This is a genomic window from Desulfocurvus thunnarius, from assembly GCF_055390965.1.
In genome coordinates, this window is sequence record NZ_AP042411.1 from 297,144 (window position 1) to 319,430 (window position 22,287).

The window sequence follows — 22,287 nt, forward strand, 5'->3', positions numbered from 1 at the left end:
CCGGCGGCGGCGGCACAGGCTTTTTGCATCATCGCACAACAATTCCGCCGCGCCCCCCGGCCACCGCGACTCCTCTTTCCGGCCCCGCGCATCTTCGCGGGCAGGGAGACCTCCCGCCTTCGGGACCGCCGCAGGGGGCCCCCCGCGCGCCTCGCTCTTCCCGCCATCCGCCTGCCGTCCGGCCCGCTCCACGCGCCACGCTCCGTATCGACCACCCCATCGCCTGGCCCGCTCCACCGCCGCAAAATCCGACCGCTTCGGGAGGAAAAGTCGCGCCCGGAACAGTTGCGCCACGAACGGAACGCATCCTGAAAAAACAGACTGTTCCGCTCATATTCAACCTTTTCGTATCAGAATGTTTCATCTTGAATCTTTCATTTTGTCTTATTTTGTTTCACTTCCCGGACAACTCGAACCTTTCTTTTTACAACATACCAAAAATACTACGTATTCCTCTCTGGCATATTTCATGCTCTACCAATCTCGACTTGTGAATTTTATCTCTTTCTTTCACAAGTAAATTCAGTATGTTGCATTGGCCACTGGCCGGGGAGGCCCGGGCCGGGCCGAAAAGCGGGGGATCATGGACTACAGGGTGCTTCTCATCGCGCCGGAAGACGGCTTCAGGCACAAGGTCGCGGACCGGCTCACGGACTGCGGCCTGGACGTGCTGGCCGAGGCGGACCCCGACGAGGCCGTGCGCGTGCTGGCCGACCGGGGCGCCGAGGTGGTGCTGTTCGCCGCCGGAGAGGAACACGACAAGGACCTCGCCCTGCTCACGCGGCTTCTGGCCGCCGCCCCCCGGGCCGGAATCATCCTGCTCGAGCCCGGCGGCGACGTCGATTTCGCCATGCAGGCCCGCCGCCACGGCGTGTTCGACGACATGCTCGTGCCCTTCGAGATGGCGGATCTGCTGGCCCGGATCGAACAGGCCGGGCGCGCCGCCCGGGGCCCGCAACGCTGACCGGGCGCCCCGCGCCCATGCACACAAGGTCGGCCCCGGGTCGGCCACAACATCGCCAGGAGGCAGGTTCATGGAAACGACCATCAAGGAACTCATGATTCCCATCGAGGAATACGTCACCGTGCGCGAGGAGCACACGCTGTACGAGTACTTCCAGGCCCTGGAAGCCGCCCGCGCCGCCAAGGCCGCGGCCCACTGCCACCGCGACGCCCTGGTCATGGGCCCGGACGGCCAGGTGGCCGGCAAGGTGACCATCTACGACGTATTTCTGGCTTTGGAGCCGGGCTACAAAAGCATCCTGGAATCCCTGTCGAGCACCTCGGTGCTCACCCCGGGCTATCTGGCCGGAATATACAAGGACTTCGACCTGTGGGCCAAGCCCTTGCCCACCCTGTGCCAGCGCGCCGCGCGCCTGACCGTGGGCGACATCATGCACCGCCCCGAGGCCGCCGAATTCGTCGAGGAGACCGACCCCGTGGACGTGGGCCTGCACCGCTACGTCATGGGCGTGCATCAGCCGCTGCTGGTGCGCGGCCCGGGCGGGCGCGTCAGCGGCGTGCTGCGCTTCGGCGACGTGTTCAAGCGCGTGAAGGACATGACCCTGGCCTGCGCCCTGTAAGCCCCGATTTCCAACCCGACCACAAAGGATAATGCAACCATGAACGCAGCAGCAACGGCACCCGCTCAACCTTTCGACTGGAAGCGCCTCGTGTTCCTGCTCACGGGGCTGGTCCTGTTCACCGTCGTTTATTTCTCCCCGGCCTGGCCCGACGCCGTGGACCCCATGGGCGCGCACTTCACGCTGAGCCGCGAGGGCAAAGGCGCCCTGGCGGTGTTCCTGCTGGCAGGCACCTGGTGGGTCTTCGAGGTCGTGCCCATCGGCATCACCTCGCTGATGATCGGCATCCTCCAGGCCGCCTTCCTCATCCGCCCGGCCAAGGTCGCCTTCAAGGACTTCATGGACCCCTCGGTCATGTTCATCTTCGCCTCGCTGGTCATCGGCGCCGTGTTCACCAAGACCGGCCTGACCAAGCGCCTGGCATACAAGATGCTCGACATCGTGGGCGAGCGTACGTCCATGATCTACCTGGGGTCCTTCGTGGTTTGCGGCCTGCTCACGCATATCATGGCCCACACCGCCGTGGCCGCGACCCTCTACCCGCTGCTCATCGCCATCTACGGCCTGTACTCCGACGATCCGCACACCCCGACCAGGTTCGGCAAGGGCCTGTTCGTCGGCATGGCCTTCGTGGCGGGCGCGGGGTCCATCGTGACCCTGCTCGGCGCCGCGCGCGGCGCGGTGGCCCTGGGGTTCTACAAGGACATCATGGGCAAGGAAATCAGCTTCTTCGAGCTGTCCTACTACATGGCGCCCATAGGCTGGCTGATGATCTTCCTGCTGTGGGGCTTCATCATGATCGCCTGCAAGCCCGAAAAGAAGACCATTCCCGGCCTGCGCCAGAAGGCCCGTGAGCTGAACGCCTCCCTGGGGCCGCTCTCGCGCGATGAGATCCTGGCCGCCGTCATCGTCGGCGCCGCCATCGTCATCATGAGCCTGCGCTCCTTCATCCCGGCCCTGGACGCCATCGACAAGACGGCCATCATCCTGTCCTCCACCGTGCTCTTCTACGTCCTGCGCATCCTGGACCTGAAGGACCTGGAAGAAGTGCCCTGGAACATCGTGCTGCTCTTCGCCGGAGCCATGTCCATCGGCTTCTGCCTGTGGGAGACGGGCGCGGCCAAGTGGCTGGCCGTGAACTGGCTGGCCATCTTCAAGGAGGCCCACTGGTTCGTCTTCGTCATGTCCATCGCCTTCTTCGTCATGGTCATGACCAACTTCATCATGAACGTGGCGGCCATCGCCATCTCCCTGCCCGTGGCCCTGGTCATCGCGCCCTACCTGGGCGTGTCCGGCGAGGTCATCCTGTTCGCCTCGCTGGTCACGGCGGGCATGCCCTTCCTGCTGCTTGTGGGCGCGGCGCCCAACGCCATCGCCTACAACTCGCGCCAGTTCACCAGCGGCGAGTTCTTCATGCTCGGCATCCCGGCCAGCATCATCCTGCTGATCGTCGTCGGGCTGGCCGTGTTCGTCATCTGGCCGCTGATGGGCATGCCCACCACCCTGCCCACCGGGGGCTAGACCGTAGGGAACCAAAAGCGTAGACAAAGGGGCGGCGCCGGGTCGGGCCGGCGTCGCCCCTCTCTTCGCCAAACGAAAGCAAGGCGGTATCTTCATGAGTCAGTTGAACAAGTTGCTGGAGAGCATCATCACGAGGGCCAACGTCAACTTGCGAGAGTTTGCGGATGTGGGCCCCCACATCCGCGAGCTGGTCCCATTCGAACATTTCTCCTGTTTCTACGCCTTCTACGCCCTGACCCTGCACCACCCCCTGCATTTCAAATTCCGCGAATCCTGCCTGTCCGGCACCTATTTCCTCGGCAAGTGCGATGTCCAGCGCTCCATTATCTACAAGAGCGACATCCGCGGCGACGAACTCAAGCGCAAGGGCGACGTGTTCGACATCGAGGGCATGAAGATCAAAGTCTACAGCGACGAATTCATCGCCATCCGCGACAGCTACCTGCTCAAGACCCTGGTCCACAACTATTCCCACGACCCCGAAAACCTCGAAAAATTCGCCATCCGCAACACCGTGGCCCTGCACTGGTCCAATATCCACGGCTCGCCCGTGGAGGGCTGCCTGCTCGAGCCCTTCGCCACGGTGGACTTCACCAGCGCCCACAACTGCGTGTTCGGCGCCCACAGCTACGTGCAGGTCGGCGAGCTGTCGCACACCTACGTCAAGCCCGGCCGGGTCTGGATCCGCTCCGAAGGCTCCTTCGAGTTCGACTACCAGTTCCCCCAGGAAGTGCTCGACCGCTTCGTGCACTACGAGCCCGGAAGCTGCCCCTCGGGCATCATGATGGACTACGTGGAGGACCGCAAAGAGGACTTCATCCCGGTCTACTCGACCGTGAACCAGTCCGTTTCCATCCCCGTGCCCCGGGGCGCGTCCCTGTCGCCCTACGCCGTGGTCAAGGGCGAAACGAACATCGACGAGAACGTGCTCGTCTGCCAGCGGGCCTACCTGGCCGAGGCATCCCTGGGCCACGGCGCCAACGCCCAGGAGAACTGCTACATCGTCCACTCGCGCCTGGAGGGCTACAACGTCACGGCCCACGGCGGGAAGATCATCCACGCCCACTGCGAGTCCAACTGCTTCGTGGGCTTCAACGCCTTCGTCCACGGCACCCCGGAGCACCCGCTGCAAATCGGCAAGGGCTGCATCGTCATGCCGCACACCATCATCGACGCGGTCGAGCCCCTGGCCATCCCCCCGGGCACCCTGGTCTGGGGCTACATCCAGAACGCCGAAGACCTCAAGCGCCACTCCGTTTCCCTCTCGCGGCTGCGCGATTTCAGCGGCGAGGCCGACTTCGGCACCATGCGCTTTTCCGGCAGCGGCCGGGCCTTCGTGGATGCGTTCTCCAACCGCATCCGGCACATCCTGGAGGCCAACGGCGCCTACTACGACCCCGCCACCGGCCAGGGCGCGGGCCACGCCCAGAAGAACAACGACATGGCCTACAACATCGTCCAGCCCTACCCCGCCGGGGACAAGCAGGGTCTCTACCCGACCCTGGAAATCAGCCCCGCGCGTGAGGACATTTTCGGCGACGACGACTAGTACGCCCCGGGTTCCCGTCCTGGCGCCCCGGCCCGCAGCGCGGGCCGGGGCGCCTGCCGTCGGGCCCGGTGCCCGGCGCATCCGAACCACGCGCTTGCGCCACCGGGAACATATCCGCGCTATGGCACTTCGCGCCACTTTGTGATACGCGCCATCCACCGGGCACGCACCCGGGGCAACCGGCCGCCGCGCGGCCCAGGCAACGGAGAAACGCCATGCATTCCGCACGCAGCCTTCACGCCGCCCTTCTGGCGGCCCTGGCCCTGGCCGTCCTGGCCGCCCTGCCGGAGGCGGCCCAGGCACACCGCGCCAACATCTTCGCCTACACCGAGGGTGACACGATCCGCCTGGAGGCTTCCTTCAGCGGCGGCAAGCCGGTCATGAACTCCCCGGTGGAGGTCTACGACGCCGCTTCGGGCGCCCTGCTGCTGACCACGCAGACCGACGCCGAGGGCCGCGGCGCCTTTGCCGTGCCCCAGGCCGCGCGCGACGCCCGGGCGGACCTGAATCTGGTGCTGCTGGCGGGCGAGGGCCACCGGGGCGAGTGGACCATCAAGGCCGGGGAATACCTAGCCGACCTGGAAGGCGCCGCGCCCGGCGGCGAGGCCGCGCCCACGCCCGGCGCCCCTTCCGCCGCCCCCCAGGCCGCTTCCGGCGCGGCCCCGGTGGACGAAGCCGTCCTGCGGCGCATCGTGGCCGATGCCGTGAGCCACGAGCTGGCGCCCCTGCGCCGCTCCCTGGCGGCCATGGCCGAGCCGGGCCCCACGGTCCACGACGTGCTGGCGGGCATCGGCTACATCCTGGGCCTGTTCGGCATCGCCGCCTGGATGCACAGCCGCAAGGCGGGCCGGTGATCGAGGAGCGCCTGCAGCACGGCCACGGCCCGCTGCACCGCCTGGACCCGCGCGCCCGCCTCGTGGCGGCCACGGCGTGGTCCGTCGCGGCGGCGGTGATCCAGGCCCGGCCCGCGGCCTGGGCGGCCCTGGCGGCCTCGGCCCTGCTGCTGGCCGCCGCGCGTCCGCCCCTGGGCGAGGTGGCCCGCCGCCTGGGCGCGGTGAACGTCTTCATCGCCCTGCTCTGGGTGCTCATGCCCTTCAGCACGCCCGGAGAGCCCGCATTCTCCGTGCTCGGGCTCGCGGCCACGCGCCAGGGCCTGGAACTGGCCGCGCTCATCACCCTGAAATCGAACGCCATCGTCCTGGCCTTCATGGCCCTGGTGGCGACCATCCCGGTCCAGGACCTGGGCCATGCCCTGCGCAAGGTCGGCGTGCCCCTCAAGCTGGCGCTGCTGCTGGTGTTCACCCACCGCGCCGTGCAGGCCATGGCCGGAGAATTCCGCCGCATGCGCCAGGCCATGACCGTGCGCGGCTTCGTGCCCCGCTCGGACCTGCACACCTGGAGGGCCTACGCCTGCCTCGCGGGCATGATCCTCGTGCGCGGCATGGACCGCGCCGAGCGCGTGCGCGAAGCCATGCTCTGCCGGGGCTTCACCGGCGAGTTGCGTTCCATCAACCCGCTGGCCGCCCGGCCTGTGGATCATCTTTTCCTGGCCGCCATGCTTTGCGCCTCGGCGCTGCTGGCCTGGGCCGGGCTTTGGGGGACCGCGCCATGAGCGCCCCGCTGTTCGAACTGCGCAAGGTCACCTACGGCTACCCGGGCCATCCTCCCGTGCTGCGCGACCTGGATTTCTCCTTTGCCGGAACCGAGCAGATCGGGCTGATCGGCCCCAACGGCTCGGGCAAGACGACCCTGGCGCGCATCGTCATGGGCCTTGCCCGGCCGGACGCGGGGCAGGTGCTGCACCACGGCCAGCCCCTGACGTGCGACCGCGACTTCACGGCCATCCGCCGCGAGGTGGGCCTGCTCTTCCAGAGCGCCGACGACCAGCTCTTCTACCCCTCGGTGCTGGAAGACGTGGCCTTCGGGCCGCTGAACCTGGGGCTCGCGCCCGCCGAGGCCCTGGCCCGCGCGCGTGAAACCCTGGGCCGCCTGGGCCTTGCGGGCTTCGAGCAGCGCATCACCTACAAACTTTCCGGCGGGGAGAAGAAACTCGTGTCCCTGGCGGCCGTGCTGGCCATGCGGCCCCGGGCGCTGTTCCTGGACGAACCCACCAACGCCCTGGACACCGACACCCGCGCCCGGCTCATCGCCATCCTGGACGAACTGGACATCCCGCGCATCATCATTTCCCACGATTTCGACTTCCTGGCCCAGACCACGCGGACGATCTACGCCCTGGCCGACGGGCGCGTCCATTTCGACGGCCACACCGCGACCCACGAGCACATTCACGCCCACGTGCATGCCCATGTGCATGCCCACGCCCACGGCGCGGTGCCCCACGTGCATGAAGACGACCACGAACACGCCGCCGGGCCCGGGCCGGACCCCGGCCACACCCCCGCCTGAGGCGCACGCCCGGGCCGCCAGCAACGGACAAGGAGCAGCCGAGAATGGCCTTTCATCTGCGCGAGCACGGATTCGACGCCACCCTGGAGGCGGCCAGCGAACATGAGGACGCCGTGGTGGTTCACGGCTGGGTGAACCAGGGCGGATTCTGGCACGTCCACGCCTGGGTGGAAACCGGGGCGGGCGTGCTGGATCTCACCGAGACCCACGACCCCCAGGACCCGGCGGCCTATTACGCCCGCCTGGGCATCGCTCCGGCCCGCACCGTGCGTTACGGGCGCGTGGAATTCTTCACCCTGTTCGCCGAGCACGGCCACATGGGCCCCTTCGACCCGGCCTTCGAGGCCGCGCGGCCCGAGGGCGAATAGCGCCGAGCGCGGCGCCTGGGCGGCACCGGGAGGGCGCCGGTGCGACAATACGGGCGGCATCCGGACGGCGAGGCGCCAAACGCGCGAGGCAGGCGGGCGGCCCGGATTTCGCCCACTCCCCGGCCCAAGGGGCGCGGAGCCTCCCGGCGCCGCGCCGAAAGCCGGGCGGGAAGCGCCTCGCGGGGCTTCTCCCCGGGGCCTTTGTCTGCTAGGGAAGGCGGATGAAGAAAGGAATCCTGCTGGTCGCCTTCGGTTCAAGCCGCCAGGAGGCGCACCTGACCCTGGACCGCTTCGATGCCCGGGTGCGCGAGCGCTTCCCGGGCCTGCCCGCGCGCTGGGCCTTCACCTCGGGGGTCGTGCGCGGCAAGCTGGCCGAGTCGGGCATGAAGACCGACTCCGTGGCCAAGGCCCTGGAAAAGATGTGGTTCGAGAAGTACACCCACGTGGCCGTGCAATCGCTGCACGTCATCACCGGGCGGGAGTACGACGGGCTGGCGGCGGACGTGGCGGGCTTCAACGCGCCGGGGCGGGCCTTTGCCGGGCTGGCCCTGGGCGGCCCGCTGCTGCGCGGCCCGGCGGACGTGCCCCCCGCCGTGGAGGCCATCCTGGCCAACCTGCCCCCGCAGCGCGAGCCCGGCGACCCCGTGGTGCTCATGGGCCACGGCACCTGGCACACGGGCGACAGCCTCTACGACCTGCTCTACGACGCCCTGCGCGCCCGCAGCGAGGATGTGTTCCTGGCGACCATGGACGGGCGGCTGACCATCGCCGAGGTCCGCGACGCCCTGCTGGCGCGCGACGCCACCCGCGCCTGGCTCCAGCCCCTGCTGGCCATGCCCGGCCGCCACGTCCACCACGACATGTGCGGCCCCCAACAAGGCTCCTGGGCCACCATCCTGCGCACCGTCGGCATCACCCCCATCTGCGCCACCACCGGCACCGCCGAATACCCCGAATTCGCCGCCCTCTGGCTCGACCACCTGGAGGAGGCGGTGCGGGAGTTGGGGTGATACCCTTGGACTATCATGGTGGATCTGACCAGAATTAAACTGACGGTTTCTTGAATGCCATTCATAGCAACCGGGATGGGATCTAACCAGATTACATCTTACATTAGATATTTCGTTTGCCCTTACAGCGAGGATATTGCGAACAACCCCAAAATTTCCCGTAACGCCCGGAACACTGCCGCATCGTGGAACCACAACGCGGGCAGGTGGGGGTGCTAGATGTGGCAATTGTTCGTGGTGGTGCAGGTGCTGCGACGCGGAATATTTGGGAAGGTGGCGGCGTGAAACTGGTCGGTGGTGTCATTATCAGCGAGACGGTTGATGTCGGAATCGATGCACCCAACTCGCGCAGGTCTTGTTCGGCTTGGGCGCGAGCAGCAAGCGCGTCGGTCAGCGCCCTATCACTTCTGGCCTTGGTGGGCAATGCGTCTAGCCGGGCCTTGGCGTTTCTCAGGGCTCCCAGCCCGTTGCGGATCGTGGATTCCAGCTTCGCCTTTTCTGCCGCGAACCGTCCACGCAACGCCCTTTCGTCGGCAACGTCCTGAGCGTTCGGCGTCCGGTCATACTTAAACCGGGACTCGTGTCCCCGTCGCCACGCCACCAGCTTGCCGGTCATCACGTCACCGAACCCCGGCACTCGCAGCACGGCGGAATGGTTCACATCGGCGGCGGTCTCAATTCCGAAGGATATCAGCGTGGCCGTTTTCGCCGGGCCGATACCGGAGATACCCGCGCGCCGGACGGAGAAACGGTCAAGATAGGCCTGTCGCTGGCGCGACTCCCGGTTGGACTTCATCACCATGAGTTCGCGGGCAAGCGCATCGTCATGGCCCTTGTAGACGCCGATTGCGGCGTCCAAATCGCCGCGCACCTTCACAATCTCAGTCATGCCATTACGTTTAACAAAGGCATTCAACTCGCGCTGCACTCGTTCATCGGCCTTCTTAAAGGCTTGTTGAAACGGGCCGAGGTCAACTTCACGGCTGAAGAAGATGACCCACCCCAAAATTACCAGCCCGATCCACACAAACCACGCCGGGGTGAAATAGATAAAACCGGCAACTGCGCCGCCCATCATCAACAGGCCCATGAAAGCACGCCCGCGCTTCCCGTTCCTAGCTTCACTTAGTGCATTGCTGGCACCTCGTGGCGTAGCCGTAGCGGGAAGCAAGTCCGCGACCGTTGGGAAACGAAATGCCAGAATCTCGCGGATTGCCTGTTCTGTGCCCCGCGCATCGGTCGGGATATTCGATTCCACGGAGGTCAGGTCCGGGAACATTTCAAAGCCGCTGTTGGTGGTCAGCTTGCACCAGATACACCCACCGGCGGCGCTGGGATAGTAGTGTGTCTTGACCTTGCTACAGTGATTCAGTGAGACTTTCAAAGTTTTGAGGATATAAATCCAGTCCTGCGCGCTCGGACGTACGTCCGGTATCAGTCCGAATGCGTTTTCGAATGCACGGGAGACGGCATCCGGAAACATGTCGAGTCTCAGCGCACCGGGTGGCGGCGTTGTCTGTGTTGCCGCTTGCCGGATGAGCGAAAAAGCAAACCGGTTCTGGGCAATGGCTTCGCCCATGGAAATATCCGGCCCCTTGTAGCACCCGGCGTAGGGGTGACGGCCCATGAAAAGAAGGTGGAAGATCGCAACCGCCAGCCCGAAATTGTCGTGCTCTATAGTGCGCTCCACGTTTTCGAAGCGAATTCCGTGCAGTTCTGGTGGAGTAAATTCAGGAACGCCAACAACACAAGGATAGGTTTTGCCATTTCGCCGAAACTGAAAGCTGTCGGCATCAATGAGGGCAACTGTGGCGTCCTGCGCCACAAGCACGCCGGAATGGTTCAGATCGCCGATGACACATCCCGTCTGGTGCACCGTCCCAACGGCGCGCGCGACGTTCAATGCAGCGTGGACGAGAAACCGATAATCCGACTTCGGGAAATGGTGCTGGCGTGATTTTGGGCTGTAGAGCTCATGTAGTTCACGGTGTGTTGGCACCAGCCGCATAGCGAACCCAAGGAATTCCCCAGTCGCCGATGTTGCTACCTCCACAGGATACGTTACCAGAGTCGTCGCTTGACCAAGCCCCTCGGCGACCATGGCCCGTATTTTAGCCTCGCGGCTGCCTCGGTTGTTCGGCTTGTAGAGCTTGACCGCCAGATCGGACTTCCCTCTCAGGCGAAAAACGTCACCTTCGTTTCCACCTCCCAGCTTCTCCCCAACAGTGCACCGTTCCTTTCCTATGACTACGCTCGGCACGGTCAGCCCCCGGATATGAGGATGAGTGTCTTGTCATCATCGGTGCGTTCGCAGACCGATGAACCGGCGAGATATGTGACGAGCTTCGCCGATAGTTCGACAAGGCGGCCCTCACCCGATGCGGCATCCACCGGTCGAAACATGGGATCGAAGAACCGGGCGTGCGCACTCTGTTCCAGATGCGACAACGCCAGATCACCGACACCATCGGAAAACAGTGCGAATGCATCGTGTTTGCGTGGGTGGCGGGTGATGTTCAGGCGCGGTTCGGGATCATCGGTCACAAAGTAGGTGGTGGACGCATATTCGCCGTTTTCTGGCCAGCACAGCACCTCCCACTCGGTGTTTTTCCGGCCGACAACAGCGCTATCGCCGACGTGGAGCGTTACGGCCTCATTCGGCGTAACAACGATTGCCGCCAGCGTCGCGGCGAATTGCCGGGGTGTAGATTCTCGCCGGGTAGCTATTACTGATATTCGATCCCGCAGTTCATCAATCCAGTCCGCCAATATTTCATTGGGCGGCATGTCTGGATTGATACGAACCCATTCCCGGAATCGAACCGAAAGGAAGCGGCAAGTAAGCCATGCGCCGTATGCACCAAATTTGGCACTGCCTGCGCCATCCGAAATAACAGCGAAAATGCCGCCGTTTTCGAATGCGGCAACAGCGTAGGCATCTTGCAGCCTACCCTCATTCTGAATGTGCGACGTTCCGATTACGGACGCGGACGCCCACCGCCAAGCCACAATTTCACCCTGCAACAGCCCAGCCATCCGGGGCGGCTGGGTTTTCGAGTGGGACGGCATCACCAGGGTTGGACTGAGAGACAGCGCTTAGGGAGCTGGACAGCCACTGGAATAGCTCCCTGAAGGCCAACCCTTTCAGCTTGAGCGGCTGGCGCGTAGCAATCTGTCCAAGAACGTTCATATCCGCCTGTTCCACACCTACAGCATAGAACATGAATTCCTTGCTCTCTTCGCCTTGGTGCACCCGTCGCTTAGCCTCTTCCCAACTATCGGTCGGGGCGCCATCGGTAATAAGGAACACCCACGGGCGGTAATATTTAACACCATTCTCACGGTAGCGATCCTTACGCTGCCGGAGCATGGTGAGCCCAGTCACAATCGCTTCGCCCATCGGCGTCGCATTGTCCGCCACCAGTGTTTCGGGATAGAAGTGATCCACTGTAGCGAAGTCGGATTTGACCTCGACTGGCCCAAAAGTGACCATAGCTAATTCCACGCGCTTTGCGGCCACGGCGTCGTTCATGAGTTCTTGGCGCAAAGCAGCTAACCCTTCATTTAATTCCGAAATTGGCTTGCCGCTCATGGAATAGGATGTATCTAATAGGAGTATTACAGGACATCTCTGCTCTGGGTTTTCCGCAAACTCCACATCGCTGAATGGTTGTTGATCAAATTCACTCATGGGAATTACGCCCCCTTCATCCCGTTAATTTTTAGTTTTATGTTGCAGTGTCAATTCCGCAGCAGTTTTAGGCGATCACTTTTAACCTACCCTTTGTCACTATCCTCACCAATCGTAACCGCCGTAACCGTCCGGAAAAGTAGCCTTGCCCCACATTCTCTGTTTTCTCCTATTTGCCAGGGTCTATTCTTTTTCCTTCCATTTGTTCCAAACAATCCGGGGCAAAACTCCGCCCTTCTCCTTTGCCTTTCGCCCCCTCTCCTTCACCCCTTCATTCCCCCTCACGCCCAGCGAATCAGCCCCAGCGACCTCGGGTCGAGGAGGTTGGGGTGGCGGGGGAGGATGCGGATGGTGAAGCCGAAGCGGCCCGGTTCGCCGGGCTTGAGCATGCCCGCGTAGCGCAGCCAGCCGTCGGAGGTGTTGCCCGCCGGTTCCATGGCCTTGGCCTTGCGGGCGGTGAAGGTGCCCTCATGGTCCAGGGGCCCGGCGTAGATTTCCACGCTCACGTGCTCCGGGGCGATGCCGTTCAGGTTCACCTCGCAGACCACATCCACCGCCTCGCCGACGAACAGCCGCCCGGCGGCCTCGCGGGCCTGCACGGAGCGCACCGCCGTGCCGCCCCAGCGGGTCATCATCTCCATGCGCCACTCGGCCAGTTCGCGGGCCTTGGCGAAACCGTCCGCCGCCAGGGTGCGGAAGTTCTCCGACGCCGGGATGTACGCCTGGCGCGCATAATCCTCCACCATGCGGTGGGCGTTGAACACCGGGCCCAGCTCCAGCAGCGCGCGCTTCATGCGCCGGGTCCAGCTTCGCGGCAGGCCGCCGTGCCCGCGCTCGTAGAACTCGGGCACGATGTCCGACTCCAGCAGCGTATACAGCGTCTGGCTCTCCACGAAATCCTGATGCTCGGGGTCGTCGTAGATTTCGCCCTGGCCGATGGCCCAGCCCAGGCTGTTGTCGCGGCGGTAGGCCTCGGCCCACCAGCCGTCCAGGGTGCTGACGTGCAACACGCCGTTGGCCATGGCCTTCATGCCGCTGGTGCCGCAGGCCTCCAGGGGCACGCGCGGCGTGTTCAGCCACACGTCGCAACCCTGGACCATATACGTCGCGCACTCCATGTCGTAGTCGGGCAGAAAAACCATCTTGTTGCGGCAATCCACGCTGCGGCAGAGCTGCACAAGCTCCTGGATCAGCCGCTTGCCCTCGTTGTCGCGCGGGTGGGCCTTGCCCGCGAAAACGAACTGCACCGGCCGCGCCGGGTCGCTGATGAGCTTCATCAGACGGTCCTTGTCGCGCAGCAGCAGGTTGGCGCGCTTGTAGGTCGCAAAGCGCCGGGCGAAGCCGATGGTCAGGGCCTGGGGGTCGAGCACGTCGTCGGCGGCTTCGATGTCCTTGTGGCGCGCGCCCCGGGCCAGCAGTTCGTCGCGCAGGCGCTGGCGCACGAAGCCCACGAGGCGCTCGCGCAGCCGCTCGTGGGTCCGCCACAGTTCGGCGTCGGGGATGGTGTCGGCATTGCGCCACACGCGCCCGCAGTCCGGGTCCTCCCTCCAGTTGCCGCCCAGGAAGCGGTCGTACAGCAGGGCCATTTCGTCGGCCACCCAGGTCGGCTGGTGCACGCCGTTGGTCACCGCGCCGATGGGCACGTCCTCCAGCGGAAACTGCGGCCACACGCGCTCCCACATCTTGCGCGAGACCTTGCCGTGCAGCCTGCTCACGCCGTTGTTGAAACGCGACAGGCGCAGGGCCAGCACGGTCATGCAGAAATGCTCGGCGTCGTCGCGCGGGTCCTCGCGGCCCAGGGCCAGGAAGACCTTGAAGGCCAGGCCCATGTCGCGGGCATAGGGCTCGAAGAAGCGCTGCATCAGGTCCGGCGGGAAGCGGTCGTTGCCCGCCGGAACCGGGGTGTGCGTCGTGAACACGCAGCTCGACGCCGTAAGCTCCATGGCCGCCTCCAGGGGCAGGCCCTTGTGCTTCATGAACACGCGGATGCGCTCCAGCCCCGCAAAGGCCGAGTGGCCCTCGTTCATGTGGATGACCGAGGGCGTAAGCCCCAGGGCGGCCAGGGCCTTCACCCCGCCGATGCCCAGCAGGATTTCCTGCTTGAGGCGCATTTCCAGGTCCCCGCCGTACAGGCGGGTGGTCAACTGGCGGAACTCGGACGGATTCTCGGCGATGTTGGTGTCCATGAGATAGAGCGCCACGCGGCCCACGGCGGCCTTCCAGAGCTGGACCTGCACGTCCTGGCCCTGAAACTCCACGCCGAAGCGCACGGGGTGGCCCTGCTCGTCGGACACCAGGGTCAAAGGCATCTGCTCGAAATCATAGACCGGATAGCGCTCGTTCTGCCAGGCGTCGGGCGTCAGGTACTGGCGGAAATAGCCCTGCTGGTAGCACAGGCCCACGCCCACCAGGGGCAGGTTCAGGTCGCTGGCGGACTTGAGATGGTCGCCCGCCAGGATGCCCAGGCCGCCGGAATAGATGGGCAGCGCGGGCGCGATGCCGAACTCGAAGGAAAAATAGGCGACCACGGGCTGGCCGTCCTCGCGGGCTTTGAACTCGACCGCCGAGACCGTCTTGCCCAGATAGCCCACGAGTTCGGCGTGGGTTTCACCCAGGCGGTCCAGAAAGAGCTGGTCGTTGGACAGGTCCGTCAGCTCCTGCTGCGACATGGCGTTGATGAAGGCCACGGGGTTGCCGTCGCTCTCGCGCCAGCGCCGGGCGTCGATGCGCGAGAACAGCGCCTCCACCTTGTCGTTCCACGAAAACCAGAAGTTAAAGGCCAGGTCCCAAAGCGGCTTGAGGTTTTTGGGCAGCTTGGGCACGACGCTGTAGGTCTGGATAGGCTTCATGGAAGGCTCCTCCCCGAGGGGGGTCGTCGTCATGGTGCGCGGCGCCCGGGCGCGGGGTGCGGGGGCGCGGAGGATGCGCGCGGCCTCGCGGCGCGGGCGCGGCGTCCTGCCGCGGCGGGTCCGGTTTTCGGTTCAAGCCGCCGTTCTCCTTATCTGCCAACCCGGGCCCGAAAAGGCAAGGCAAAGGGTGCGGACCCTCCCGGCCCCGGCCCGGACTTTGACTTCGCCGGGCATTGGCGTTACTGCAATCCGACCGCCCGCCGCCCCCTCCGGGGCCCCGGGCCGGATGCGCACACCAAGCCAGGAGCCGCCCATGCCTTGCGTTCCCGCCGCCCCGGCGCAGCCCGCTGCCGTCGAGGTCAAGGTCAAATACCTCCACCCCCTGCTGGAGGAGAACCCGCCCAGCCCCGGCACCCCGGGCAGCGCGGGCATCGACCTGCGGGCCTGCATGGACCAGGACGAGGTGGACATCCCCGCCGGAGGGCGCCACGCCTTCCCCACGGGCATGGCCATCGAAATCGCCACCCCCGGGGTGGCGGGCTTCGTGTTCTCGCGCAGCGGCCTGGGCACGCGCCAGGGGCTGACCGTCAGCCAGGGCGTGGGCGTCATCGACCCCGACTACCGCGGCGAGATCATCGTCTCGCTGCTCAACACCTCCGGCGAGCGACGACGAATCCGGCGCGGGGAGCGCATCGCGCAACTGGTGCTGCTGCCCGTGTTCCTGGCGGCCCTCGTTCGGGCCGAGGAGCTTTCCGACACCAGCCGTGGCGACGGCGGGTTCGGACACACCGGAACATTATAACGCCCCGGAGATATTACATGAGCGCTTTCAACGACCTGAAGGCCAGGGACGAGCAGTTCATCTGCAACACCTATGGCCGCTACCCCCTTGCCGTCGACCGGGCCCAGGGCTGCCACGTCTGGGACCTGGACGGCAAACGCTACCTCGACCTCGTGGCGGGCATCGCCGTGTGCAGCCTGGGCCACAGCCGCCCCGAGCTGCTGGAGGTCATCACCCGCCAGTACGGCAAGCTGGTCCACGTCTCCAACCTGTTCTACCAGCGCGAGCAGTCCGACCTGGCCGAAAAGCTGCTGGGCACGACCCACGCGGGCAAGGTCTTCTTCTGCAACTCCGGCGCCGATGCCAACGAGGCCGCCATCAAGCTCGCCCGGCGGTACATGCGCACCGTCCAGGGCCGCGACGCCTATGAAATCCTGACTCTGTCCGGCTCCTTCCACGGCCGGACCCTGGCCACGGTCACCGCCACGGGGCAGGAGAAGTTCCGCGAGTATTTCGACCCCCTGCCCGGCGGATTCGCCACCGTGCCCAAGGGCGACCTGGACGCCATGCGCGCCGCCATGGGCCCGCAGACCGCCGCCGTGCTGGTGGAAATCATCCAGGGCGAGGGCGGCATCCGCCCCCTGGAGGCCGACTACGTGCGCGCCGTCCAGGCCCTGTGCCGCGAGCGCGGCGTGCTGTTCATGGTCGACGAGGTCCAGACCGGCATGTGCCGCACGGGCCGCTTCTGGGCCCACCAGCATCACGGCCTGACCCCCGACGTGTTCACCGTGGCCAAGCCTCTGGCGGGCGGGCTGCCCATGGGCGCCATGTTCGCCACCGACGAGGCCGCGCGCGGCTTCACCCCCGGCACCCACGCCACGACCTTCGGCGGCGGCGCCCTGCTCTGCGCCGTGGCCTCCAAGGTCGTGGACATCATGCTGGCCGAGGACCTTGCGGGCCGCGCCGAAGCCATGGGCACCCACGCCCGGGAGCTGTTCGCGGGCATCGCCGCGCGCAACCCCGGGGCCATCGCCGAGGTGCGCGGCATGGGCCTCATGCTGGCGGTGGACCTGGGCCGCCCCGCCGCCGACGTGTGGCGCGCCCTGCTCGACCGGGGCTTCATCTGCAACCTGACCCACGAAACGTCCCTGCGTCTGGTGCCGCCCCTGGTCATCACCCGCGAGGACCTGGACTCCTTCGCCGCCGCCCTGGAGGACATTCTGCGCGCCCGGGCCTAGCCGGACGCGACGCGGACGGGGGCCGCCGGGGGGAGGCTTCCCGGCGGCCCTTGACCGGCATGGCAAAAGCCCTTATTTCAGGGGCAGAACCCCGGAGCAGGAAGCACCGCCATGGTTGCCATGCACACCGAAGACCGAGGCGTGGAGCCCGTCAGCCCCCCGCCGACCAGCCCGCAGGTGGACAGCGCCCCCGCGGGCGCGGCCGCCCAGGCCGCCTCCGTGGCCGAGGAGCCCGCCTACGCCGCGCCGCCGTCCGCCAGCCCGACCCCGCCCCTGCGCTACCCCGAGCAGATGACGGGCAGCGTGGTGGATACCCTCGTCTGAGCGCCCCGCGCGGGCCAGCCACGGCCCCGCCGCCCCCAATATCCTTTTCCCCGTCCGACGGAGCCCCATGAAGACCCTGTTGCGCATCACGGCCCTGGTGCCGCCGACCTTGACCGACGCCCTGACCCTGCACCTGACCCTCGCCGTTCCCGGCGGCTGGCAGGAGGAGGAACTGCCCGACGGACGCACGGCCTTCACCCTGCACCTGGAGCAGGGCGCCGCCGCCCAGGCCCTGGTCCAGGAGCTGGCCGCCCGCTGGCCCGAGGCCGAAATCACCCGCGACGAGGTGCAGGAACAGGACTGGGCCCTGGCCTGGCGCGAATTCTTCACCCCGGTCCACGCCGGGAGCACCTTCACCGTGCTGCCGCCCTGGCTGGCGGACCAGGCGCCCGCCGGGCGCATCCCCATCGTCATCGAGCCCAAGCAGGCCTTCGGCACCGGGCACCACGGCACCACCGCCCTGTGCCTGGGCGCCCTGGCCGGGCTGCGCGAGGCCGGGCTGCTGCACGCGGGCGACGATTTCCTGGACCTGGGCACCGGCTCGGGCATCCTGGCCCTGGGCTGCTGCCTGCTGGGCATGCACGGCACGGGGCTGGACATCGACCCCCTGGCCATCGAAAACGCTGTGGAAAACCGGGCCATCAACGGCGCGGACCAGACCCTGCAACTGGCCGTGGGCAGCCTGGAGGCCCTGGCGCCCGGGCGCACCTTCCGCCTCGTGCTGGCCAACATCCTGGCCGGGCCCCTCAAGGCCATGGCCCCGGAGCTGCGCGCCCGGGTGGCCCCGGGGGGCTGTCTGGTGCTCTCGGGCATCCTCACCGAGCAGGCCGACGCCGTGGCCGAAGCGTACATGGCCCTGGGCCTGCCCGCGCCGCGCCGCGAAAACAGCGGCGAATGGACCGCCCTGGTCTGGGAGCGGGTGGCCTAGCAGGTTTCTGCCGGGCAGCAATGCAAAAGCGGGCCGCCCCCAGTGCCGGGGGCGGCCCGCTATGTTTGCGCACAGACAAAGGACGCATGGCCGGGGCCGGGCTCCGCTGCGGCCTCCCGCAACGGCGCGGCCCGGGAAAAGTCAGGGCTCGGATGCGGCCTGGATCCGGGAGGCCATGGCTCCCGCCACCAGTGCCCGCCCCTCGGGCGAGGCCCGGAACGCCGCCATGGCGGCGGCAAAGCGCACGGGCAGGTCGCCGCCCCGGGCGGCGGGGATGGAAAAGGCCAGATACTGCGGCTCAATGGCCAGGGGCGGCTCCAGGGTCACGAAACTGGCGCCCAGATCGTTGCCCCGCAGGCGCTCCCAGAAGCTGCGCTCCTCGGAAAGCAGCACGTCCGCCCGGTCGCGCAAGAGCAGGTCCCAAAGCAGGTCCAGGTGTTCGACCTCCACCCGCTGCACGCCCGGGGCCGTGTCGAAGGCCTCGCCGAAGGAAAACTCGCGCACCAAGCCCACCCGCAGCCCGGCCAGGGAGGCCACCTCCCCGGTCCAGCGGTTCGCCGCGGCGCTCCCGGCCAGGGCGATGAACACGTTGCGCACGGAGTGCAGCACGTTGCCGTCCAGGAAAAGCAGATATTTCTCGCGTTCCGGAGTCCGGGTGACGAAGGTCACGGCGTCCACCCTGCCGGTGCGGGCCAGATGCAACGCCCGGGCCCAGGGCACGCTGCGAAACTCCACTTCCAGCCCCAGCCGGGCCGCCGCTCCGTGCACCAGGTCCGCATGCAGCCCGAGAACCTGGCCGTTTTGTTCATATTCCAGCGGCGGAGACTGGAAATCCGCCCGGGCCACCACCAGCCTCCCGGCGGACTGTGCCAACGCCGGGAGGCACCACGCGGCCAGCGCCAGCACGGCGCAGGCCAGGGCGCCCAGCGGGCGCGCCCAACGCGAAATCACGCACAGCGGAACGTACGGGGAATCCTTCATGATGCCGAATATGCATCATGCCGACAGCGAGGTCAAACACCCGGCCGCCGACCTCATCCGTCGAAGGTCGCGTCCATGACCTCCAGGGCGAAGCGCGCCGACACCGTGGCCGGGCCGCCGCCCATCTCGATGCCCACCTCCACGGCCTCCAGAACCTCCTGGCGCGTGGCTCCCGCCTCGGCGGCCTGCCCGATGTGCCACTGCATGCACGACTCGCAGTCGATGACCACCGAAATGCCCACGGCGACCAGCTCCTTGACCTTGCGCGGCAGGGCGCCGTCGGCGTAGGCCGCGCGTTCCATCTCCAGAAAGGCCGCGTAGACCTTGGACCCCGTGCCCACCAGCCGGGTGTGGGCCAGCTTGCGCCGCCTGTTCATCTCTTCCAGCTTGCCCATGGTCGTTCCTCCTCGCCGTCGTGGCGGTTTCGCCAGAGCTAGCACCGACCCGGGGGCCGGTCCAATGCAAAAAGCCCGCACCTGCGCGCGGGCCCCGGCGTCTCCCGCCACCCGGCCGCGCACCGTAGTGCAAACCCAAGGCAGCACCTGCGGGCCGCAAGTTTGCACCACGCCCCCGGGTGAAATTTAATTTTTCCTTTATTATCAAATGGATATTATCTCGTACTTTCTGGCACAAACATTGCCTAGGAAGCACCGGAGTCTACCCGTTCAGCAAACGGCGCCGCCCCCGAAGCCCGAGGGGGTCCGCCTCGGAGGCGCTGCCGCTTGCGGAACATGGCCACAACCCCCAACACCTTTTCAGACCGAGGAGGATTCCGCACATGGCCGAAAACACGTCCCAGAACCAGAACGTGGTCGTCGACAACGCCGCGTCCAAGCTGTCCGACCTGTGGACCAAGGAAGACTACTGGGCCATCTGGCTCGGCGCCCTGCTGCTCATCGTCGGCTGCATGATCTTCCTGCCCCGCCCGCCCGCGGGCATGCAGGAGGTCTTCGACAAGTCCAACGCCATCATGCAGACCGAGGCCGAGCGCGCGCCGTTCAAGACCGTGGCCTGGTATCAGGCCCAGGACGCCAAGGAGAAGTTCAAGGCCAGCGGCGAGTCCTACGCCAAGGCCATCTCCAAGTGGCTGGCCAAGCCCAAGGGCTGGACGACCAACCCCATGGATTCGCTGATCCTCTCCCAGGCCCAGGCCGACGCGATGAACGCCAAGGCCATGCCCAAGTACGAGGAGGCCAAGCAGAAGACCGCCGCCGCCCTGGACGAGGCCCTGGCCGCCGAAACCGCCGCCATGGGCGCCGCCTTCCAGGACGCCAGCCTGAACGAAGCCGCCAAGGAGAAGGTCGACTCCTGGCGCAAGGCCCGGGGCGCCGAGAACAAGGCCAAGGGCAAGACCCAGAACAAGCCCTACAACCTCATCCCCGGCCTCATCGGCCTGATGGTCGGTCTGGCCCTGTTCTTCTCCATCGGCATCAAGTTCATGGGCAAGGACACCACGGGCTTCCTCAAGGGCTTCGCCGCCGTTTTCGCCCTGGCCACGCTGGCCTACCTGCTGGCCGGCCAGGCGACCATGAAGCACTACGGCGTGGGCGACGCGGTGTGGGCCATCTTCATCGGCATGCTCGTCGCCAACACCATCGGCACGCCCAAGTGGGTCAAGCCCGCCCTCGAGGTCGAGTTCTACATCAAGACCGGCCTCGTGCTGCTGGGCGCCGAGGTGCTCTTCAACAAGATCGTGGCCATCGGCGTGCCGGGCATCTTCGTGGCCTGGGTGGTCACGCCCATCGTGCTCATCTGCACCTTCATCTTCGGCCAGAAGGTGCTGAAGATCCCCTCCAAGACCCTGAACATCGTCATCTCCGCCGACATGTCCGTGTGCGGCACCTCGGCGGCCATCGCCACCGCCGCCGCCTGCCGGGCCAAGAAGGAAGAGCTGACCATGGCCATCGGCCTGTCGCTGGTCTTCACGGCCATCATGATGATCGTCATGCCCATGGTCATCAAGGCCACCGGCATGCCCTACATCCTGGGCGGCGCCTGGATGGGCGGCACCATCGACGCCACCGGCGCCGTGGCAGCCGCGGGCGCCTTCCTCTCCGAGAAGGCCCTGTACGTCGCCGCGACCATCAAGATGATCCAGAACGTGCTCATCGGCGTCACCGCCTTCGGCGTGGCCGTGTACTGGTGCACCCGCGTGGAATGCGAAGGGGGCCGCACCGTGGGCGTCGGCGAAATCTGGAACCGCTTCCCCAAGTTCGTGCTGGGCTTCCTGGCCGCCTCCATCACCTTCTCCTGGCTGTACGCGGCCATCGGTGAGGACGCCGGGTTCACGATGATCGACCAGGGCGTGCTGCGCGGCTTCAGCGGCTCCTTCCGCGGCTGGTTCTTCTGCCTGTCCTTCGCCGCCATCGGCCTGGCCACGAACTTCCGCGAGCTGCGCCACTACTTCAAGGGCGGCAAGCCGCTCATCCTGTACGTCTGCGGCCAGACCTTCAACCTGATCCTGACCCTGGGCATGGCCTACGTCATGTTCTACCTGGTGTTCCCCGAGATCACCGCGAGCATCTAAGGCCTCACAACGCCTCATCCCGCCCGGCGGGCGGCTTCGGCCGCCCGCCGGGTGCAACTCCCGGCCCCCGGGCCGGGAAGCGGAGCCAAGACAATGGAAGAAAAGAGCACCCTGCGCCGCTGGACGAGCTTCATCCTGGCCCTGGCCGTGACCTGGGCGGTCTGCTTCGTGGCCGCCCCGGCCTTCGTGGAAAGCAACCAGGCCATGTCCCGGATGGCTCGCTTCATCGACGACTCCGGCATCAACACCGGCAAGTTCTACTACACCGACGTGGAAGCCTGCGCCGTGGCCAACCTGAACACCCGCAACACGGTGCTCTACCGGCCCCACGGCCCCGGGCCGGAACAGACGAATTAGATTTCCCGAAGACGCCCGGACGGGCGGCGCGCACCCGCCACCCTCGCGCGCACCCCGCCCCTGAAAGCCACTTTCGGGCCCGGGCGCACCACACACCCCGACGCCCGGCGCGGCACATCGCGCCGGGCGTCCCCCGTTGGGCTCTCCGCCCGGCAAGCGTTTCACCCCGGC

The 22,287-nt window shown here is 66.4% G+C and carries 21 protein-coding genes; 15 read left to right on the top strand and 6 right to left on the bottom strand.

Going from position 1 to position 22,287, the window contains the following annotated elements; all coding sequences use genetic code 11:
* The first annotated feature begins 583 nt into the window (after positions 1-583).
* The 9 genes from ACZ5KV_RS01340 to ACZ5KV_RS01380 all read left to right on the top strand — a co-directional run bounded on the left by ACZ5KV_RS01340 (position 584) and on the right by ACZ5KV_RS01380 (position 8,440).
* A complete protein-coding gene (locus ACZ5KV_RS01340; RefSeq protein ID WP_464240544.1) occupies positions 584-964 on the top strand; it encodes a hypothetical protein in 381 nt (126 codons plus the stop codon).
* A gap of 70 nt (positions 965-1,034) precedes the next feature.
* Positions 1,035-1,583, top strand: a complete 549-nt coding sequence (locus ACZ5KV_RS01345; protein ID WP_464240545.1) for a CBS domain-containing protein — start codon at positions 1,035-1,037, stop codon at positions 1,581-1,583.
* A 39-nt stretch (positions 1,584-1,622) separates the two neighbouring features.
* Positions 1,623-3,104 carry an SLC13 family permease gene (locus ACZ5KV_RS01350; protein ID WP_464240546.1) on the top strand — a complete coding sequence of 494 codons (1,482 nt, stop codon included), beginning with the start codon at positions 1,623-1,625 and terminating at the stop codon, positions 3,102-3,104.
* A gap of 94 nt (positions 3,105-3,198) precedes the next feature.
* Positions 3,199-4,653, top strand: a complete 1,455-nt coding sequence (locus ACZ5KV_RS01355) for a transferase (RefSeq protein ID WP_464240547.1) — start codon at positions 3,199-3,201, stop codon at positions 4,651-4,653.
* A 215-nt stretch (positions 4,654-4,868) separates the two neighbouring features.
* Positions 4,869-5,507, top strand: a complete 639-nt coding sequence (locus ACZ5KV_RS01360) for a hypothetical protein (RefSeq protein WP_464240548.1) — start codon at positions 4,869-4,871, stop codon at positions 5,505-5,507.
* The gene (gene cbiQ, locus ACZ5KV_RS01365; protein ID WP_464240549.1) at positions 5,504-6,265 is read left to right on the top strand and encodes a cobalt ECF transporter T component CbiQ; all 762 of its coding nucleotides are present in this window, start codon (positions 5,504-5,506) and stop codon (positions 6,263-6,265) included. The genes ACZ5KV_RS01360 and cbiQ overlap by 4 nt, the downstream gene beginning before the upstream one ends.
* Positions 6,262-7,062, top strand: a complete 801-nt coding sequence (locus tag ACZ5KV_RS01370) for an energy-coupling factor ABC transporter ATP-binding protein (RefSeq protein ID WP_464240550.1) — start codon at positions 6,262-6,264, stop codon at positions 7,060-7,062. The genes cbiQ and ACZ5KV_RS01370 overlap by 4 nt, the downstream gene beginning before the upstream one ends.
* Before the next feature lie 44 nt (positions 7,063-7,106).
* A complete protein-coding gene (locus tag ACZ5KV_RS01375) occupies positions 7,107-7,430 on the top strand; it encodes a hypothetical protein (protein WP_464240551.1) in 324 nt (107 codons plus the stop codon).
* A gap of 221 nt (positions 7,431-7,651) precedes the next feature.
* Positions 7,652-8,440: a sirohydrochlorin cobaltochelatase gene (locus ACZ5KV_RS01380; RefSeq protein WP_464240552.1), complete on the top strand. Its 789-nt coding sequence runs from the start codon at positions 7,652-7,654 to the stop codon at positions 8,438-8,440.
* A gap of 103 nt (positions 8,441-8,543) precedes the next feature.
* On the opposite strand, the gene ACZ5KV_RS01385 is transcribed toward ACZ5KV_RS01380, so the two are convergent.
* From ACZ5KV_RS01385 to glgP, 4 genes are all read right to left on the bottom strand, one after another.
* On the bottom strand, positions 8,544-10,700 hold the full coding sequence (locus ACZ5KV_RS01385; protein WP_464240553.1) for a topoisomerase DNA-binding C4 zinc finger domain-containing protein: 2,157 nt from the start codon (positions 10,698-10,700) through the stop codon (positions 8,544-8,546).
* A 2-nt stretch (positions 10,701-10,702) separates the two neighbouring features.
* Positions 10,703-11,476, bottom strand: a complete 774-nt coding sequence (locus ACZ5KV_RS01390; RefSeq protein ID WP_464240554.1) for a PP2C family serine/threonine-protein phosphatase — start codon at positions 11,474-11,476, stop codon at positions 10,703-10,705.
* Positions 11,454-12,131 carry a vWA domain-containing protein gene (locus ACZ5KV_RS01395; RefSeq protein WP_464240555.1) on the bottom strand — a complete coding sequence of 226 codons (678 nt, stop codon included), beginning with the start codon at positions 12,129-12,131 and terminating at the stop codon, positions 11,454-11,456. Before ACZ5KV_RS01395 ends, ACZ5KV_RS01390 begins: the two co-directional genes overlap by 23 nt.
* Before the next feature lie 281 nt (positions 12,132-12,412).
* A complete protein-coding gene (gene glgP, locus ACZ5KV_RS01400) occupies positions 12,413-14,980 on the bottom strand; it encodes an alpha-glucan family phosphorylase (RefSeq protein WP_464240556.1) in 2,568 nt (855 codons plus the stop codon).
* 313 nt (positions 14,981-15,293) lie between these two features.
* Here glgP and dut point away from each other — a divergent pair, with 313 nt between their 5' ends.
* From dut to ACZ5KV_RS01420, 4 genes are all read left to right on the top strand, one after another.
* Positions 15,294-15,782 (top strand): dUTP diphosphatase, encoded by a 489-nt coding sequence (gene dut, locus ACZ5KV_RS01405; protein ID WP_464240557.1) that lies wholly within the window; start codon positions 15,294-15,296, stop codon positions 15,780-15,782.
* A gap of 17 nt (positions 15,783-15,799) precedes the next feature.
* Complete coding sequence (locus ACZ5KV_RS01410; protein WP_464240558.1) at positions 15,800-16,999, top strand: acetylornithine/succinylornithine family transaminase; 1,200 nt, start codon at positions 15,800-15,802, stop codon at positions 16,997-16,999.
* A 111-nt stretch (positions 17,000-17,110) separates the two neighbouring features.
* Complete coding sequence (locus ACZ5KV_RS01415; RefSeq protein WP_464240559.1) at positions 17,111-17,323, top strand: hypothetical protein; 213 nt, start codon at positions 17,111-17,113, stop codon at positions 17,321-17,323.
* 67 nt (positions 17,324-17,390) lie between these two features.
* The gene (locus ACZ5KV_RS01420; RefSeq protein WP_464240560.1) at positions 17,391-18,251 is read left to right on the top strand and encodes a 50S ribosomal protein L11 methyltransferase; all 861 of its coding nucleotides are present in this window, start codon (positions 17,391-17,393) and stop codon (positions 18,249-18,251) included.
* Positions 18,252-18,392: 141 nt separating this feature from the next.
* On the opposite strand, the gene ACZ5KV_RS01425 is transcribed toward ACZ5KV_RS01420, so the two are convergent.
* Together ACZ5KV_RS01425 and ACZ5KV_RS01430 are read right to left on the bottom strand one after the other, a co-directional pair.
* Positions 18,393-19,232 carry a substrate-binding periplasmic protein gene (locus ACZ5KV_RS01425; protein ID WP_464240561.1) on the bottom strand — a complete coding sequence of 280 codons (840 nt, stop codon included), beginning with the start codon at positions 19,230-19,232 and terminating at the stop codon, positions 18,393-18,395.
* Positions 19,233-19,285: 53 nt separating this feature from the next.
* On the bottom strand, positions 19,286-19,627 hold the full coding sequence (locus tag ACZ5KV_RS01430; protein WP_464240562.1) for a carboxymuconolactone decarboxylase family protein: 342 nt from the start codon (positions 19,625-19,627) through the stop codon (positions 19,286-19,288).
* Positions 19,628-20,010: 383 nt separating this feature from the next.
* Between ACZ5KV_RS01430 and ACZ5KV_RS01435 the strand changes: the two genes are divergently transcribed.
* Both ACZ5KV_RS01435 and ACZ5KV_RS01440 read left to right on the top strand, forming a co-directional pair.
* Entirely contained in the window at positions 20,011-21,759 is a 1,749-nt protein-coding gene (locus ACZ5KV_RS01435) for a YeiH family protein (RefSeq protein WP_464240563.1), read from the top strand.
* Positions 21,760-21,852: 93 nt separating this feature from the next.
* The gene (locus tag ACZ5KV_RS01440) at positions 21,853-22,116 is read left to right on the top strand and encodes a hypothetical protein (protein ID WP_464240564.1); all 264 of its coding nucleotides are present in this window, start codon (positions 21,853-21,855) and stop codon (positions 22,114-22,116) included.
* Positions 22,117-22,287: the final 171 nt, after the last annotated feature.